Origin of the sequence: Undibacterium sp. Ji83W (assembly GCF_049340385.1) — a bacterium.
Classification (GTDB): Bacteria; Pseudomonadota; Gammaproteobacteria; order Burkholderiales; family Burkholderiaceae_D; genus Undibacterium.
In genome coordinates this window covers 69,089-84,077 of the sequence record NZ_JBMPOZ010000007.1, presented here as the reverse complement: position 1 = coordinate 84,077, position 14,989 = coordinate 69,089, and the positions used below count along the sequence as shown (strand labels likewise).

12 protein-coding genes are annotated in these 14,989 nt (G+C 51.5%); 3 read left to right on the top strand and 9 right to left on the bottom strand.

What is annotated here, in order from left to right:
• Positions 1-35 precede the first annotated feature (35 nt).
• Positions 36-1,919, top strand: coding sequence for a glycoside hydrolase family 28 protein (locus ACO0LD_RS13650; RefSeq protein WP_423007622.1), 1,884 nt, complete (start codon positions 36-38; stop codon positions 1,917-1,919).
• 125 nt (positions 1,920-2,044) lie between these two features.
• On the opposite strand, the gene ACO0LD_RS13645 is transcribed toward ACO0LD_RS13650, so the two are convergent.
• From ACO0LD_RS13645 to ACO0LD_RS13620, 6 genes are all read right to left on the bottom strand, one after another.
• Positions 2,045-2,947, bottom strand: a complete 903-nt coding sequence (locus tag ACO0LD_RS13645) for an SMP-30/gluconolactonase/LRE family protein (RefSeq protein WP_423007620.1) — start codon at positions 2,945-2,947, stop codon at positions 2,045-2,047.
• A gap of 41 nt (positions 2,948-2,988) precedes the next feature.
• Positions 2,989-4,362: an MFS transporter gene (locus ACO0LD_RS13640; RefSeq protein ID WP_423007618.1), complete on the bottom strand. Its 1,374-nt coding sequence runs from the start codon at positions 4,360-4,362 to the stop codon at positions 2,989-2,991.
• A gap of 136 nt (positions 4,363-4,498) precedes the next feature.
• Positions 4,499-6,076, bottom strand: a complete 1,578-nt coding sequence (locus ACO0LD_RS13635) for an aldehyde dehydrogenase (NADP(+)) (protein WP_423007616.1) — start codon at positions 6,074-6,076, stop codon at positions 4,499-4,501.
• Between the two features lie 24 nt (positions 6,077-6,100).
• The gene (gene kdgD, locus ACO0LD_RS13630; protein ID WP_423007614.1) at positions 6,101-7,012 is read right to left on the bottom strand and encodes a 5-dehydro-4-deoxyglucarate dehydratase; all 912 of its coding nucleotides are present in this window, start codon (positions 7,010-7,012) and stop codon (positions 6,101-6,103) included.
• A gap of 338 nt (positions 7,013-7,350) precedes the next feature.
• The gene (locus tag ACO0LD_RS13625; RefSeq protein WP_423007612.1) at positions 7,351-8,124 is read right to left on the bottom strand and encodes a FadR/GntR family transcriptional regulator; all 774 of its coding nucleotides are present in this window, start codon (positions 8,122-8,124) and stop codon (positions 7,351-7,353) included.
• A gap of 107 nt (positions 8,125-8,231) precedes the next feature.
• Entirely contained in the window at positions 8,232-9,533 is a 1,302-nt protein-coding gene (locus ACO0LD_RS13620; protein ID WP_423007610.1) for a TolB family protein, read from the bottom strand.
• Between the two features lie 242 nt (positions 9,534-9,775).
• Between ACO0LD_RS13620 and ACO0LD_RS13615 the strand changes: the two genes are divergently transcribed.
• Positions 9,776-10,348, top strand: coding sequence for a hypothetical protein (locus ACO0LD_RS13615; RefSeq protein WP_423007608.1), 573 nt, complete (start codon positions 9,776-9,778; stop codon positions 10,346-10,348).
• Between the two features lie 60 nt (positions 10,349-10,408).
• A complete protein-coding gene (locus ACO0LD_RS13610; RefSeq protein ID WP_423007606.1) occupies positions 10,409-11,419 on the top strand; it encodes a DUF2804 domain-containing protein in 1,011 nt (336 codons plus the stop codon).
• Between the two features lie 9 nt (positions 11,420-11,428).
• Here ACO0LD_RS13610 and ACO0LD_RS13605 read toward each other — a convergent pair whose 3' ends face one another.
• The 3 genes from ACO0LD_RS13605 to ACO0LD_RS13595 all read right to left on the bottom strand — a co-directional run bounded on the left by ACO0LD_RS13605 (position 11,429) and on the right by ACO0LD_RS13595 (position 14,782).
• Complete coding sequence (locus ACO0LD_RS13605) at positions 11,429-12,829, bottom strand: trypsin-like peptidase domain-containing protein (protein WP_423007604.1); 1,401 nt, start codon at positions 12,827-12,829, stop codon at positions 11,429-11,431.
• 136 nt (positions 12,830-12,965) lie between these two features.
• On the bottom strand, positions 12,966-13,391 hold the full coding sequence (locus tag ACO0LD_RS13600) for a hypothetical protein (RefSeq protein WP_423007602.1): 426 nt from the start codon (positions 13,389-13,391) through the stop codon (positions 12,966-12,968).
• The gene (locus ACO0LD_RS13595; protein ID WP_423007600.1) at positions 13,388-14,782 is read right to left on the bottom strand and encodes an ammonium transporter; all 1,395 of its coding nucleotides are present in this window, start codon (positions 14,780-14,782) and stop codon (positions 13,388-13,390) included. Before ACO0LD_RS13595 ends, ACO0LD_RS13600 begins: the two co-directional genes overlap by 4 nt.
• Between the last annotated feature and the right edge of the window lie 207 nt (positions 14,783-14,989).

Below are 14,989 nucleotides of genomic sequence, written 5' to 3'. Positions count from 1 at the left end.
GCCACAGACTCAAAAACAAGCACAAGCGAGACACTATGAAACTAGAAAAAATGATGCCATCCAGTCAGACTGCACGCCGCAGTTTTATGAAGAAATTGTCCCTGACGGGATTGTCTGCCACAGCTGGCAGCGCATTACCCATAGGCCAGGCTATTGCCGCAACGATGATAGAAGACCCGTGGCAAAAAGCCCAGGACATCGTTGACCGTCTCTCAAAGCCTTTGAAATTTCGCAGTGCTGATTATCGCATCACCGATTTTGGTGCAGCCACTTGTGAACTGAAAAAAATCAAATCCTGGATCTCTTTTGAAGAGCAGGATAACTTGCCCACGCCGGTGGCAAATTCCAGGGATATTTATCCTGCCATTACCAAGGCCATCAAGACTTGCCATGAAGCCGGTGGTGGCCGTGTGCTGGTTCCAGCCGGGAACTGGTATTGCGCTGGCCCTATTGTTTTATTGTCGAATGTGAATGTGCATCTGCAAAAGGGGGCGCACATTTATTTCAGCAATAATCCTGAAGATTATGCCAAATATGGCAACTTTGATTGCGGGCCTAACGGCAAGCTGGTGATCTCGCGCTGGCAGAGTAATGATTGCCTGAATTTCTCACCTATGGTGTATGCCTATGGCCAGGACAATATCGCCCTGACTGGCGACGACTGGAGCAGCATACTTGATGGCCAGGGTGGCGTTCCCTTTGATGATAATGGTGATTGCTGGTGGACCTGGAAGGGCAAGCAAAAGACCATCAATTCAGTCGGGCAAAATACCACGCCTAATTACAAACTTGGCAAGCGTTCAGAAAATACCGCGAATGATTTGAATGCCACCAGCCTGGAAAAAATCGCGCCACAGCTGGATGAAAAACAAAGGCTGCGCATACAAGGTGATAACGATAAATGGCGTGCCGATTCGAATTACCTGCCATCCTTGTCTGAAGCTGGCGTACCTGTAGGCAAACGCATCTTTGGCATGGGGCATAATCTGCGCCCACCGATGATACAGTTCATCAGTTGCACGAATGTCTTGATGCAGGGCTACCAGGTCAATCATACGCCGTTCTGGCAGCACCATCCCGTGCACTGCCGCAATGTCGTTATCCGCAATGTCATGGCGAAGAGTCATGGCCCCAATAGTGATGGTTTTGATCCTGAGGCCTGTGACCATGTGCTGGTTGAATCCTGTACCTTCGATTCTGGCGATGATTGCATTGCCATCAAGGCTGGCAAGAATCTGGATACACAGTTTGGTCCTTCACAAAATATCGTCATCCAGAATTGCACCATGCAAAGTGGCCATGGCGCGGTGACACTGGGTAGTGAAATGGCGGGCGGCATACAGAATGTCTACGCACAAAATCTCTTGTTCGAGAATGTCAACTGGGCTACCAATCCGCTGAATACGGCGATACGCCTGAAGACGAATATGAACCGTGGCGGCTACCTGAAAAATTTCTTTGTACGCAATATCACGATACCGAATGGCGTGCAGACCAGCCCGTCTTTTTACACGTCCCTGCCTGGCTCACCGATACAGTCAAAAACAGTGGCCACCGCTGCCGGTGCCGTGATTACCTTTGATTGTGATTATGCGCCAGTCAGTGACAATGTCAGGACCAGGCCACCGGTGGTGACAAATGTGCATATCTCGAATGTCAAAGTGGGTAATGTCACGACCAAGAATGGCAAGTTTTCTTGTTTCCAGGCCATCGTTATCCTTGGCCCGGTAGCGTCGGACTATAACGGTGATGAAAAAAATCCTGTGATCTTCCCTGTCACCAATGTGACCATCAGCGATTGCCAGTTTGGCACACCGGTGAATGCCGCTAGTCCACTGTATCTGTATAACGTGCAGGGTCTGGAATTGAAAAATGTGCAGATAGGTGACAAGCTGCACAATAGCGTGCTCTCGGCTTAATCGTGGCAAAATAAGCCGGACAAAATAAGCCGGGCAAAAAAATGCGCATAAGAGATAGCATCTCTTATGCGCTCAAGTACCGCTGCGCTTTCAGGTATTCATGAATTGAATAGATTGATGCAAATTTAAATGGCAAATCTTGTTTCTGCAACACCTGCCACCCCTGGCCTGACCAGTACCAGGCTGCCTGCCCATTGATCGTGTTCTGCCTTGCCTGCGCCGATAGAGCTTACCAATAAAGTACTCATGTCTGGCCCTCCAAAAGTGCACATGGCGGGTTTGTTCATGGGCAGGGCTATCGTCCTGTCAAGCTTGCCAGCAGGCGTGAAGCGCAGTACGCAGGCACCATCATTGCCACATATCCAGTAACAGCCATCAACATCCATGGCTGCGCCGTCAGGGCGACCCGCCATAGGTTTCATGTCGACAAAGAGCCGTCTGTTAAACGGCATGCCTTCTTCCACATCATAATCAAATGCCCAGATGGTCTGGCTGGCAGGATGGGAGTCGGACAAATACATGGTCTTGCCATCAGGCGACCAGGCCAGGCCATTCTGGGTCAACAGGTTGCTGACGACAGGGCCAGACAAGCCTTGTGCTTGTGAATAACGATACAGATTTCCTACAGGCTTTGCTGCTGCCATGTCCATGAACATGGTGCCGCTCCAGAAGCGCCCCTGGCGGTCACAGCGACCGTCGTTGAAGCGCATTCCAGTCCCTAATTCTGCCAGTTCTGCTGGTACTGCCAGACGGGTTTGCAAGGCACGCGGGCCATCACCCAGATGCAGGTTGAAAATACCGCTTTCCATGCCCGCAATAAAATCACCATCTTGTTTCAGGGCGATACAGGCGACCATTTCTGTGGTCAACCAGGACGTCAGCTGACCATTCCTGGCATTGAGTTTCCAGATGGTTTTTGCCGGTATGTCGACCCAATACCAGGCCGCCTGCTCCGCATGCCACAAAGGGCTTTCCCCTACGATGCAGTTCACGGCTGGTATCGATTCTATGTGAGAAAATTGAGTCATCTGGTTAGCAACAAAGTTCAATCAAATAAGGTCAATCGAGTTTACAGGTCAGTAATTTCTTTATGAGTCGGCACCAATGTTTTCATCATGCCCCATGCCAGCAGATAAGCCACTGCACAGAAAGTAAACATGATGGTGTAGCCTGTCTGTATATGACCCAGCTGGCCATAATAATCAAACAGCCAGCCGCCAGTCTTGGAAACCAGTACGCCACCCAGACCACCCGCCATGCCGCCTATGCCAACGATGGATGCCACCGACTTTTTCGGGAACATATCAGACACGGTAGTGAAGATATTTGCAGACCAGGCTTGGTGGGCAGAAGTGCCTACACCGATCAGCAATACCGGCACCCAGAAACCGAGGTAACCAAATGGCTGCGCCAGCAAGACCACCAGAGGGAACAGGGCAATCACCAGCATGGCCTTCATGCGACCGTTATAGGCACTGTCACCACGACGCATGAAATAGCTGGGGAAATAACCGCCGCCTATACTGCCTATCATGGTCATACTGTACAGGACTGCCAGTGGCAGCACGATTTCGGTTTTTTGCATCTTGTACTGGGCTTCCAGATATTTTGGCAGCCAGAACAGGAAGAACCACCAGACACCGTCCGTCATGAATTTACCAATGACAAAGGCCCAGGTTTGTTTGTAAGAAAGCAGTTTTAACCAGGATACTTTTTTACCCGCATCGCCACTGGCTCTTGTTGTTTCAACTGTTTGTGTATCACCGCTGTTGATGTAAGCCAGTTCTGCTGCAGACAGGTATTTTTGCTGCTCTGGTTTGTCATAGAACATCTGCCAGAAAATCATCCAGACAAAACCTATCGCACCGATGATGATAAATGCAGATTGCCAACCCCACTGAGCAGCAATCAGCGGCACAGTCAAAGGTGCAAGAATCGCACCGATGTTGGCACCAGAATTAAAGATGCCGGTGGCGAAAGAGCGTTCATGCTTGGGGAAATATTCTGCCGTCGCCTTGATCGCTGCCGGGAAATTACCCGCTTCACCTATCGCCAGCACTGCACGCGAAATCATGAAACCAGCGACGGAGACTGGAATTGCCGCTATGCCCAGCGCTGTCAGGGCACTGACCATGCCCTCACCCAGCATGATGGAATAGGCGTGCATGACTGCACCAACTGACCACACTGTGATAGCGATCAGGTAGGCTTTCTTGGTACCTATCTTATCGATGAAACGACCAGCGAACAGCATGGAAATGGCATACACAAACTGAAAAACTGCCGTGATATTGGCGTAGTCAGTATTGGTCCAGCCAAATTCTTTAGATAAATCTGGTGCCAGCAAGCTGAGCACCTGGCGATCCAGGTAATTGACGGTAGTGGCAAAAAATAGCAGGGCACAAATAGTCCACCGGTATTTTCCTATAGTTTGCTGGCTCATGCGAGCGTCTCCTGAGTATGATTTTTATCGTCATGCTTGCACTTCTTTTTGAGTGCTATGTACATGAGCTCATTTTGCAAAACATTTACAAAACAGCCCGGGTGGGCCCGGGCTGTTCCAGCTTATTCAACACTTGTTAAGCAAGAGTCAATTTCCCGTCCATGATACGTGCAAGTTGCAGGGGATTGCTATCCTGCAGCGCTGTTGGCAGCAAATCTGCCGGGAACCCCTGATAACAAACCGGGCGCAAGAAACGCTCGATCGCTGCGGCACCAACGGAAGTGCTGCGGCTATCTGAAGTTGCCGGGAACGGGCCGCCGTGTACCATGGCATGTGCCACTTCTACACCGGTAGGGAAGCCATTGAACAAGATACGTCCGGCTTTTCTTTCCAGCACTGGCAACAGCCTCCTGGCCTGGGCATGATCGTCCGCCACGGCATGTACTGTTGCTGTCAATTGCCCTTCCAGGGATGATGCGACTGCGACTACTTCATCAAAGTCCTTGCACAAGATGGCGATGGAAGAGGGACCAAATATTTCTTCCTGCAAGGCTGGTGTATTCAGGAAGGTGGCTCCTGAGCAAACGGACAACATTGCTTGTGCTGCGCATGGAGATTCTGCCTGCTGGCCTTTGGCAACCAGTTGCAATTGCGCGATGTCAGCCAGATGCGTGGTGCCTTTGACATAGGCCTGGTGTATGCCAGGTGTCAGCATGGTTGCTGCATGTTTATCTTCCAGTGCCCTGGCTGCATCTTGCAAGAACTGACGTGCTGTTGCACTTTCTATGGCGATCACCAGACCTGGGTTGGTGCAGAACTGACCAGCACCCAATGCCAGGGAATCGACAAAATTTTTCGCCAGCGTCGTGGTTTGTGCAGTCAGTGCATGATCCAGTAAAAATACCGGATTGATACTGCTCATCTCTGCATACACCGGGATAGGTTCTTTTCTCAGACCGGCAGTTTTCACCAGTGCGAGGCCACCTGAACGTGAACCCGTAAAGCCCACTGCCTTGATGGAAGGATGATCAACCAGTTGCTGGCCAACCTGGCTGCCAGCGCCTACCAGCATGGAGAATACGCCTTCATGCAATGCGCAATCTGCCACTGCTCTTTGGATAACACGGCCAACCAGTTCGGCTGTACCCAAATGCGCATTGTGTGCCTTGACGATGACCGGGCAACCTGCTGCCAGCGCAGATGCGGTATCGCCACCAGCCACTGAGAACGCCAGCGGGAAATTACTTGCACCAAATACGGCAACCGGGCCCAGGGCGATTTTTTGCAGACGCAAATCCGGGCGCGGTGGCGCGCGTTCTGGCAAGGCGCTATCTATGGTTGCGTCCAGCCAGTTTCCATCGCGTACTACCTTGGCAAACAGGCGCAATTGATTGACGGTACGGCCACGTTCGCCTTCCAGGCGGGCGATGGGCAAGCCTGTTTCCTGCGCTGCACGTTCTATCAGTGCAGGGCCCAGATCCATGATGCCTGTGGCGATCGCTTCCAGAAAACGCGCTCTTTGTTCCAGACTGGTCGTGCGGTAGCTGTCAAACGCCTGCTCAGCCAGTTGGCAAGCCTGCTCAACTTCATCTTTCGTGGCGAAGCCAAAAACAGGCTCGATTTCCTGATTGGTGGATGGGTCTATGGCTTTGACATTGCCTGCCAAACCAAAAACCGTTTTTTTACCGATCAGCATTTGCCCGGTGATTTGCATTCTGTACTCCCTTTGCTTCTGAATTTATTGTGGACCCTGCGCCAAAATCAATTTGTGCAACATGGCATCTTCTTCCTCTGTCAAATCAGTCAGCGGCGCGCGGACCGGGCCTGCGCTATGGCCAACCAGACGCGCACCTGCTTTCACGATACTCACTGCATAACCAGCTTTGCGGTTACGGATTTCCAGGTAAGGCAGGAAGAACTGGTCAAGCAGGCGATTCGATGTGGCATGGTCATCTGCTGCAATGGCGTGGTAAAAATCCATCGCCAGTTTTGGTACGAAGTTGAATACAGCAGAAGAGTAAACCGGTGTACCCAATGCCTTGTACGCAGCAGCATAAACTTCTGCAGTAGGCAGACCACCGAGGTAACTGAAACGGTCGCCCATACGACGCCAGATCGATACCATCAATTCGATATCGCCTATGCCGTCCTTGAAGCCGATCAGGTTGGGGCAGCGTGCTGCCAGTTTTTCCAGTGAATCAGCAGTCAAACGGGAATTGCCGCGGTTATACACAACCACGCCAAATTTAACGGAAGCGCAAACTTCTTCTACGTGACGGATCAGGCCATCCTGGCTGGCTTCAGTCAGGTAATGTGGCAACAGCAGGATGCCGTGCGCGCCCAGGCGCTCTGCTTCCTGTGCATAGGCAATTGCCTGGCGGGTAGGGCCACCGGCACCAGCCAGGATAGGTACTTTGCCACGGCAAGTGTCTACCGCGACCTTGATGATGTCGGAATATTCACTGCCAGTCAGCGAGAAAAATTCACCCGTGCCACCTGCAGCAAACAAGGCGCTGGCGCCATAGGGCGCCAGCCACTCAAGGCGTTCTGCATAAGTCTTGGCATTGAAGTCGCCAGCCGCGTCAAAGTCAGTCAGAGGGAAAGACAGCAGGCCAGAGGACAGGATTTGTTTCAGTTCTTGAGGATGCATGGTAGCTCCGGAAATGGAAACCTGGCGTGCGACATGACCAGGTTTGATCGTGTTTTAAAAAAGTAAGTGCTAAGTAAGTGCTAAATAAATGTTTCGCGTCATTGTTTCTTTAAGTCATACGTCATCGTACAACTTAAAATAAGAGAAGACAAGCATACTTTTAAAAAATTTGAATTTGGTTGGACTTACGCAAAACCGCCCCAGCTGCGTTGCAGCTCCCGCATTCAACAAGACCTTGTACTAAAGTACTGTCTTCGTCGCTACACCTTGCTGTAACAATTTTGCGTAAGTCCTATTTGAGCTGAAACCAGGCCGGGATTTAAGCTGAAGAGCCGGGACTAAGCTGTGGGGGCCTCTATACGCTGTTGTGCCTGTCGCAATCTTTCCCTGCTATTGCTCAGGTGGGTACGCATGGCGGCACGCGCTGCTTCCGGGTCCTTGCGCTGGATGGCAAGGTAGATATCCTCATGTTCGCGGTTGACCCTTTCCAGGTAACTGGTGCCTGAGTTATTACTATTACTACCCTCAAGCGTCAGCATGGCAGACTTCAATCTGGCGCGCGGGATAATGGTGGTACCCAGGTTGCTGAGGATGTCAACAAAATAACGGTTGCCAGTGGACTGGGCGATCAGCAAGTGAAAGCGCACATCGGCATTCACCGAGGCATTTTCTTCAGTCTTGTTCGCCAGGATATCTTCCAGTGCCTTGCCCAGCGCCACAGCCTGCTCTTCAGTGCGGCGTGAGGCGGCCAGCCAGGCGGCCTCGGTTTCCAGGCTGATCCTGAGTTCCAGTATGTCCAGCACGTCCCTGACAGTGACGATGGCTTCGCGCAGCATGCCTGTGCTGGCCGCCTGGCTGGGTTCTAGGATGAAAGTGCCTATGCCATGACGGGTTTGCACCAGTCCTGCTGCCTGCAAATGCGATATGGCCTCGCGCACCACGGTACGGCTGACATCATATAAAGTCATGATGGCAGACTCAGTGGGCAGCTTTTCACCTGGCTTCAGGATACCATTCTTGATGTTGTTGCTAATACTTTCTACCAGCCCCTGGGACAGGCTTTTATGCCGTCTTTTGGCTGGCAGAGCGTTGGCGTAGTCTTGAGTTTCCATGAACCGAGTAGTGTCGTTATGAGGGGTGATTGCTAGCTATAGACTGATTTTAACTTAAAAAGTCAGCATAAAGTTGTATGACAACATATGAGATGTTTTCATGTCCATTATTGTGAAATGACATCTGCAATCAGCTCACTTTTCAATATCAGGCTTGATTGCCTGCCTGTACCCAATAAGAACACACCACGTCCGTTTGAGTAAACAATGCTGCCGTCAGCACGCATATCATACGCGGCCACATTGGTCGCCAGGATAGTTTCATTGCCCTGACGGTTGCGGCTCACCAGCTGCCATGAGGCAGGTACCAGTGAAGGTACGCCATTGACCATGTTTTCTTTTTTCAAGGCTTTTTCAGCATCGATGCGTTTGCCCTTGAGGATGATTTCTTTCAAGTCTGCATTCAAGGCCGGGCCGGATGCGCTGGTCAAAGGTTTGCGGCTATACATCATGGAGAAAAAATTCAGGTAATGAAACACTGCACGCAATAAACGGAAAGGAAAAAACAAGGCATCCAGCAGCGCATTGCTGGTGTCGTATTTGGGTACTTCATAAGGACGGCGGATAAAGTGCAGATTACCTTGCGGGCAGACGCGTGGGTGCAGGAAATCATATTGAGGATCATCCAGCACCGGCGTAACAGCACCGTTTTTTATATCCAGCATCTGTATGCTGGCATTGCCAAAAGCCAGCGTGACGCCACTTTGATTGCGGGCGATGCCGGTAGATTGATACAGTATCTGTTTTTCTGCATCCGGTATCCAGCAGGGGCTGGTGTCCAGGGTATCGCCACCCGTCAACTCCCGGTATTCATCACCTTCGCGATTGCACATGACCAGGTTGGCGATGCCGGTTTTGTTCATTGATGAGGCCAGCAATTTGCCACTGCTCTGGTCCAGATGCATATCTGTCAGTGCCAGGTTTTGCCTGTGCAGTATGCGTTTTTCGGTGCCAGTTTCCAGATCATACGAAAACAGGCCACCCATGCCTGCGTCCTGCAAAAAATAAAGGATGCGGCCCTGCTCATCAAATTGCATGGCCGTTGCATTGATCTGCGCGCCTTCGCCATCAAACTGGCGCCAGGCACCTGAGGCAGACACTCCAAAGCTGGTGTTTTGCTTCCATGCATGTCTTTCCCTGTGTTTTTCCATCTTGTCCAGCATCTCTTGCACATAGGGGCTGTGCAATTGCCTGGTTTCACCATGGGCCGCGCGGTAAAACAATTTACCTTCCGAGATAAAAGCAACTGCCTGTGCGCTGGCAGCACGGTCGAGATGGCTTTGCTGCGCGGCATCATGGGCAACGGCGGGCAGTGGCTTTCCGTCTTGCGTAGACTTGTTTTTTTGCATGGCCTGATTCAAAAAATAGGCCAAGACCAACAAGGCAATGATGATAATGAGTATGTGCACTTAAAAATCTCCTGTCCTTTGCCGCCTGTGCGGACCGCATTGCAAACAATACTGCAAGCAATTGCAAAAGCGATATTATGCATGCAAGTCGTACCAACTATGCTAATTCCGTATTTTGAACCCCAAAACAGATATCACATTCGCAGGCATGACATTTGTCATTGGCAAGTCCTGACACTTTGCTCTGATATTGCGGACTCTCTTTCGCCATACTGGCAACAGTCCAACAAGGAGTGTCCATCATGTCTGAAATTAGCGCTGCCACATTTTCTTCTCACGCTGCCCGTGCCAAGGGGGCGATGTTCTTTGCCGTCTTCGGCGCTGCCTGGCTGGCTTTATGGAATCAGCGTGGCATGCATGGTAAAGGACTGGTCTATCTGCTCATCGCCATTGTGGGGTTGACGCTGGCCGGGCTGGCAGTCCAACGTCACCGGCAATACAAGGCTTATGCCGACGACAATAGCCCGGCAGCGCAAAAGGCAGGGCGTCTGTTCCATGTCATTAATGCAGCTCAGTGGGGCATCATTCTGGTCGGCGGAAATGTGTTGGCGAATATGGGGCTGGCCGAGTGGGTCACACCATTCGCCATGTTGATCATTGGTCTGCACTTCCTGCCTTTGGCCAGCGTGTTCAATGTGCCAGGTCATTTCTGGTTTGGGCTGGTGATGAGTGTGTTTGCCGTTACCTATCCCTTTGTATTTTCTGAGGGGGCGGCGGACCCTTATGGTTGCCTGGGTGCGGGCTTGCTATTGTGGGGCTATGCTTGGTTGAAACTCATGGGCATCCCGGCAGTACAGAATATGAGTGCAGTTTGAAATAGACCCTCTAACTGATTTACTGCAGAATCGTTGGCATATAAAAATCATGAAGACACTATGCCAGCCAATTTCCTGCCACCTGCTCCAGCACAAGTCCTGCATCCTGATGGTCAGGTACGATTTGGCAAATATGCCGGTGCACCTGAAGTCATAGACTGGTCTGCACTGGCGCTGCCACACAAGCGCAGTAAATTATGGCAAGCCTTGCACCACAAGCACTGGCATTATGTGGCGCTGGCGACAGAAGAAATATTCTGCGGCATCGCCATTGTCGATGTGGGTTGGACCAATACAGCCTTTGCCTATGTGTTTGACAGACTACCGGGTAAACTCATTGCCAGCTATTCACAAGATGGTTTGCCGGGACTGACTGCAAAACTGAATGCGCATCCGGTAGAGCAGGCCCGTTCAGAGTTTCGATTTTTCGGCAAGCAAATCCGCTTTCAGCATGTGGCCGCAAGCGGGCAATATGAATTGCAGCTGCAATGCGGTTCATTCAGTATCAATGCCATGCTGGATGCAAAACCCGCTGCGCCTTCCTTGCTGGCAGTGGGAGAAGTACTGGGTGGCACTGTACATGCCACCGTCAAATCTGCAGGCATGCGATTGGCAGGCGAAGTAGTTGTTGGTAACCGCAGTTTCAATCTGCAAAAAGGCATAGGCAGCTATGATCATAGCAATGGATTTCTGGCCCGCGAAACCGGTTGGCGCTGGGCATCAGCACATGCGCTGGATATAGGTTTTAATTTGCAGGCGGGATATTTTTCCAGTCATGAAAATGCCCTTTGGCTGGATGGGCAACTCATTTCACTGGGCGCAGCGCAGTTCGACTTTGACCCCAGCCAGGCCATGGCTGACTGGCATATCCATACCGATGATGGTTTGCTGGATTTACAATTTCATCCCGAAGGTTTTCGCGCAGAAAATAAAAACCTCATCATCGCCAGCAGTCGTTATCTGCAACCCATAGGCGTCTTCAGTGGCTGGGTCAGGGCCAGCCTGGATGCACCCAAGCGGCAGATAGAAAAACTGGTGGGTGTGACGGAAGACCATTTTTCCAAATGGTAAGCGAGATTCTTATTTTTTATTGCAAACCAGGCGTGCGGCTTTACCTGCATTGATCACCATCTTGTAATCGCTAAGTTCCTCGACGACGCCAGAGAAAGATCCGCCGCCACTGAGAGTGAGTGATTTGCCGTCAAAATAATAAGTGCCCGAAAATTTCTTGCCATTCATGGCACCCGTCATTTGGGCATTCTTATTGAACAATAGATCCATGCTGTAACCAGTCAATACACCATAGCATAGCCAGTTGCCTAAAACTTTTGCATTCGCTTGCTGGGCTGACGAAGCCTGTTGATTGTTGTCGCTCCTGTTGCTGTTGCTGTTGCTGTTGCCATCTATGCTGCTCATGGTCAGCGCACCTACGCTCTGGTTGGTGGCACTGCGCGAAGACATGGTCCTGATCCAGTCGGCAGGAACGGCAAAATTCAGGTTTTGCCCGAGTCTGTGTTGAAAGGTCATGATACCCACCAGCTTGCCTGCATTGTCAAACAATCCACCGCCGCTGGAACCTGGCGAAATTGGCGCCGTAGTCTGGATGACCTTGCCGCTAGCCAAAGTACGCAGGGATGAAACAATGCCATCGCTGATGGTCAGGTCCAGCCCTTGAGGTGCACCAATCGCGAACACTTTTTGTCCTATGCGCAGATTGTCTGTGCTGCCCAGTTCTACCGCTGGTGCTGTTGAACCTGGTACGCTGAGGCGACACAAATCAAATTCTTCATCAGCCATGATGACAGTGGCAGCTAAAAATTCCTGGCCTATCTTGGCCTTGTACTGCACGCCGTTGCGGGTGACATGGCAATTCGTAATCAGCACCTGTTGCTCTATCATGACACCACTACCAATCGCCACCTGTACACCGGTTGGTGAAAATACGGAAATCAGGGCGATACTGGGCGAACGCAGAGCATAAATTTCTTCAGCCGTCTTGCCTGCCTCCGTATTGGCAGAAATAGTGATTGCCTGCGGTGCTGGTGCTGGCATGTTAATTGTCGCCGGTGCAGGCATGACTTCACTGGCGACAGGATTATCCCTGAGTTTGTTGCGTTCTTCTTTCTGTTTTACAGACCACCACGTGGCGACAGCCGCCAGCAGTAAAATGCCTAATATGACAGGCGCAAACCAGTTTTTGGGCTTCGATGGATTTGCCACTGGAGCCGCCACTGCTTGCTTGTCCTGATTTGTTATGGCTTGTGCCGGCAAATTGTTCTGTCTGGCCAGCCTGGCATCATAACTGGCTCTTTTTTGTGGATGGAGCAGCAATTCAAAGGCTTCACGCAAGATGACCTTTTTGTTGGGGTCATGCTGCCCTTCGTTATCGAGTTCAGCCGTGGCGCGCTGATAAGCTGCACGTATCTGTTCGGGCGTGGCGTCCGCTTCAACTGAAAGTATGTCGTAGAGAGTCTTTTTCATTACCTGCCCAGAATGGATAGCTTGCCCGCTGATTATTTATCGCATGCTTTTTCTGGAGGATTGTAACTGAAGAACAGCAGGCCACGACCGCCAGCCGCGCACAATGCACGGCTTTCTTGTGATCATGCAAAAAGGCCTAGCGCAAACGGCCTATATAAGTCTGGTCAACCATGGCATTGTGGTCCAGCACTGGTGCGGGCATAGTAGGTATATTAGTCATGGCACTGTCGTCCAGTCTGTTGTTAACCAGCAAGCCCGTTTTACTGACTTGCTTTCTCGCTACCAGTCTGTTGATCAAAGGATCAGACGGTGGTGGCGTGACGAACAAGCCATCTTCGCCAAAATAAATTTCATCCAGCTTTTGGCAAATGTCGTGCAAATCCTGATTCGGTAATTCCAGCGCCATGTCCAGTATGCTGCGACAATAGCCTGGGTTGACGCGCATGTATTCTATGTCAGTGACGCGGCCATTTTGCCGCCGTAAAATCACGTGCAGTCTTGCCATGAGAGAGAAGGCAAGATTATCCGACATGGCATTTTGTATCAGGCTGCTGGTACTCATAAGATATGCTCCCCGTGAAGTTCTAGATCAAGTCCTTCTCTTTCCTGCTCATTGGTGACGCGCAAGCCAACGGTCACTTTGACCAGCCATAAAATGGCTGCTGTCACAGCGCCCGAATAAATCACAGTAACGATGACGCCAAAGGCCTGGGTCGCCAGGCTGCCATCGGCACCGCCTATGCTCTTCAACGCAAATACGCCAGTCAGCAGTGCGCCGACTATGCCACCTATGGCATGCACGCCAAATACATCCAGTGAATCGTCATAACCACCCAGGGATTTGAGTGAAGTCGCTCCCCAATAGCATGCCACGCCAGCTACAGCACCTATCACCAGCGCACCCGTCAGATCGACAAAGCCGGAGGCGGGCGTGATAGCTACCAGGCCAGCGACCGCGCCAGAGACTATGCCCAGCACCGAGGGTTTGCCACGGCGCAGCCATTCAACAAACATCCAAGCTAGTGCAGACATCGCTGTTGCCACCTGTGTCACCAGCATCGCCAGCCCGGCGCGGCCATCTGCTGCACCGGCAGAACCTGCATTGAAACCAAACCAGCCCACCCATAACAGCGATGCACCTATCGCAGTCAGCAATAAATTATGTGGCGGCATGGGTTCCTTGCCAAAACCCAGACGTGGTCCGACTATCAGTGCAGCCACCAGACCAGATACCCCGGCATTGATATGCACCACAGTGCCACCGGCAAAATCCAGCACGCCGCGCGCTGCCAGCCAGCCTGCCGGTTCCCATACCCAGTGCGCGACTGGCACATACACCAGCAAGGACCACAGCGTGATGAACAGCAGCAGGGCAGAAAATTTCATCCGTTCGGCAAAGGCACCGGTGATCAGGGCAGGGGTGATAATCGCAAACGTCATCTGGAACATCAGGAATACGCTCTCTGGTATTGTCGGTGCCAGTTGATGCACGCTGAGCTGCCCGGCTTCTTTCAAAAAGCTCACGCCGTGCAGCATGAACCTGTCCATGCTGCCCAGATAAGGCGAACCTGCCGTGAACACCAGGCTGTAACCCAGCACCACCCATAAGACCGTGACGATGCAGGTGGTTGCCAGGCTATGCGCCATCGTGCCCAGGGCATTTTTCTTGCGCACCATGCCGGTATAGAACAGGGCCAGGCCGGGTATGGTCATCAGTAATACCAGTGCGGTCGATGTCAGCATCCAGGCGGTGTCGCCAGCACTGATCTTGTCAGCGGCGATCATGCCCGGCTTGGTCATGGCTGGTGGGGCTACCACCGCAATTGCAGGTGCAGTGGCTGCAGTCACTGATGCTGTTGTAGGGGATTCTGCCTGTGCATTGCAAGTGCCGCTGCACAGCAAGAGGCTGAAAGAGAGTGAGAGCAAGAAGCTGGAGAGCACGCGTATTTTCATCAAGCTAGCCTTTTTAAAAAACATCGTCAATGACACACAAGCATGTGCATTGCAGCATTTTTCATGCCAAGGCTGATACCAGTGGATTTGTTACGGATGAGGGCAATTAAAGGGAAATATATTGCTTGTGATACCAGTGAGTGTAAGTGCCTGCACCAAAATGTAAGCAAATATTTCTGCATGGCATGAGTTTGCACGCAGAGAGTG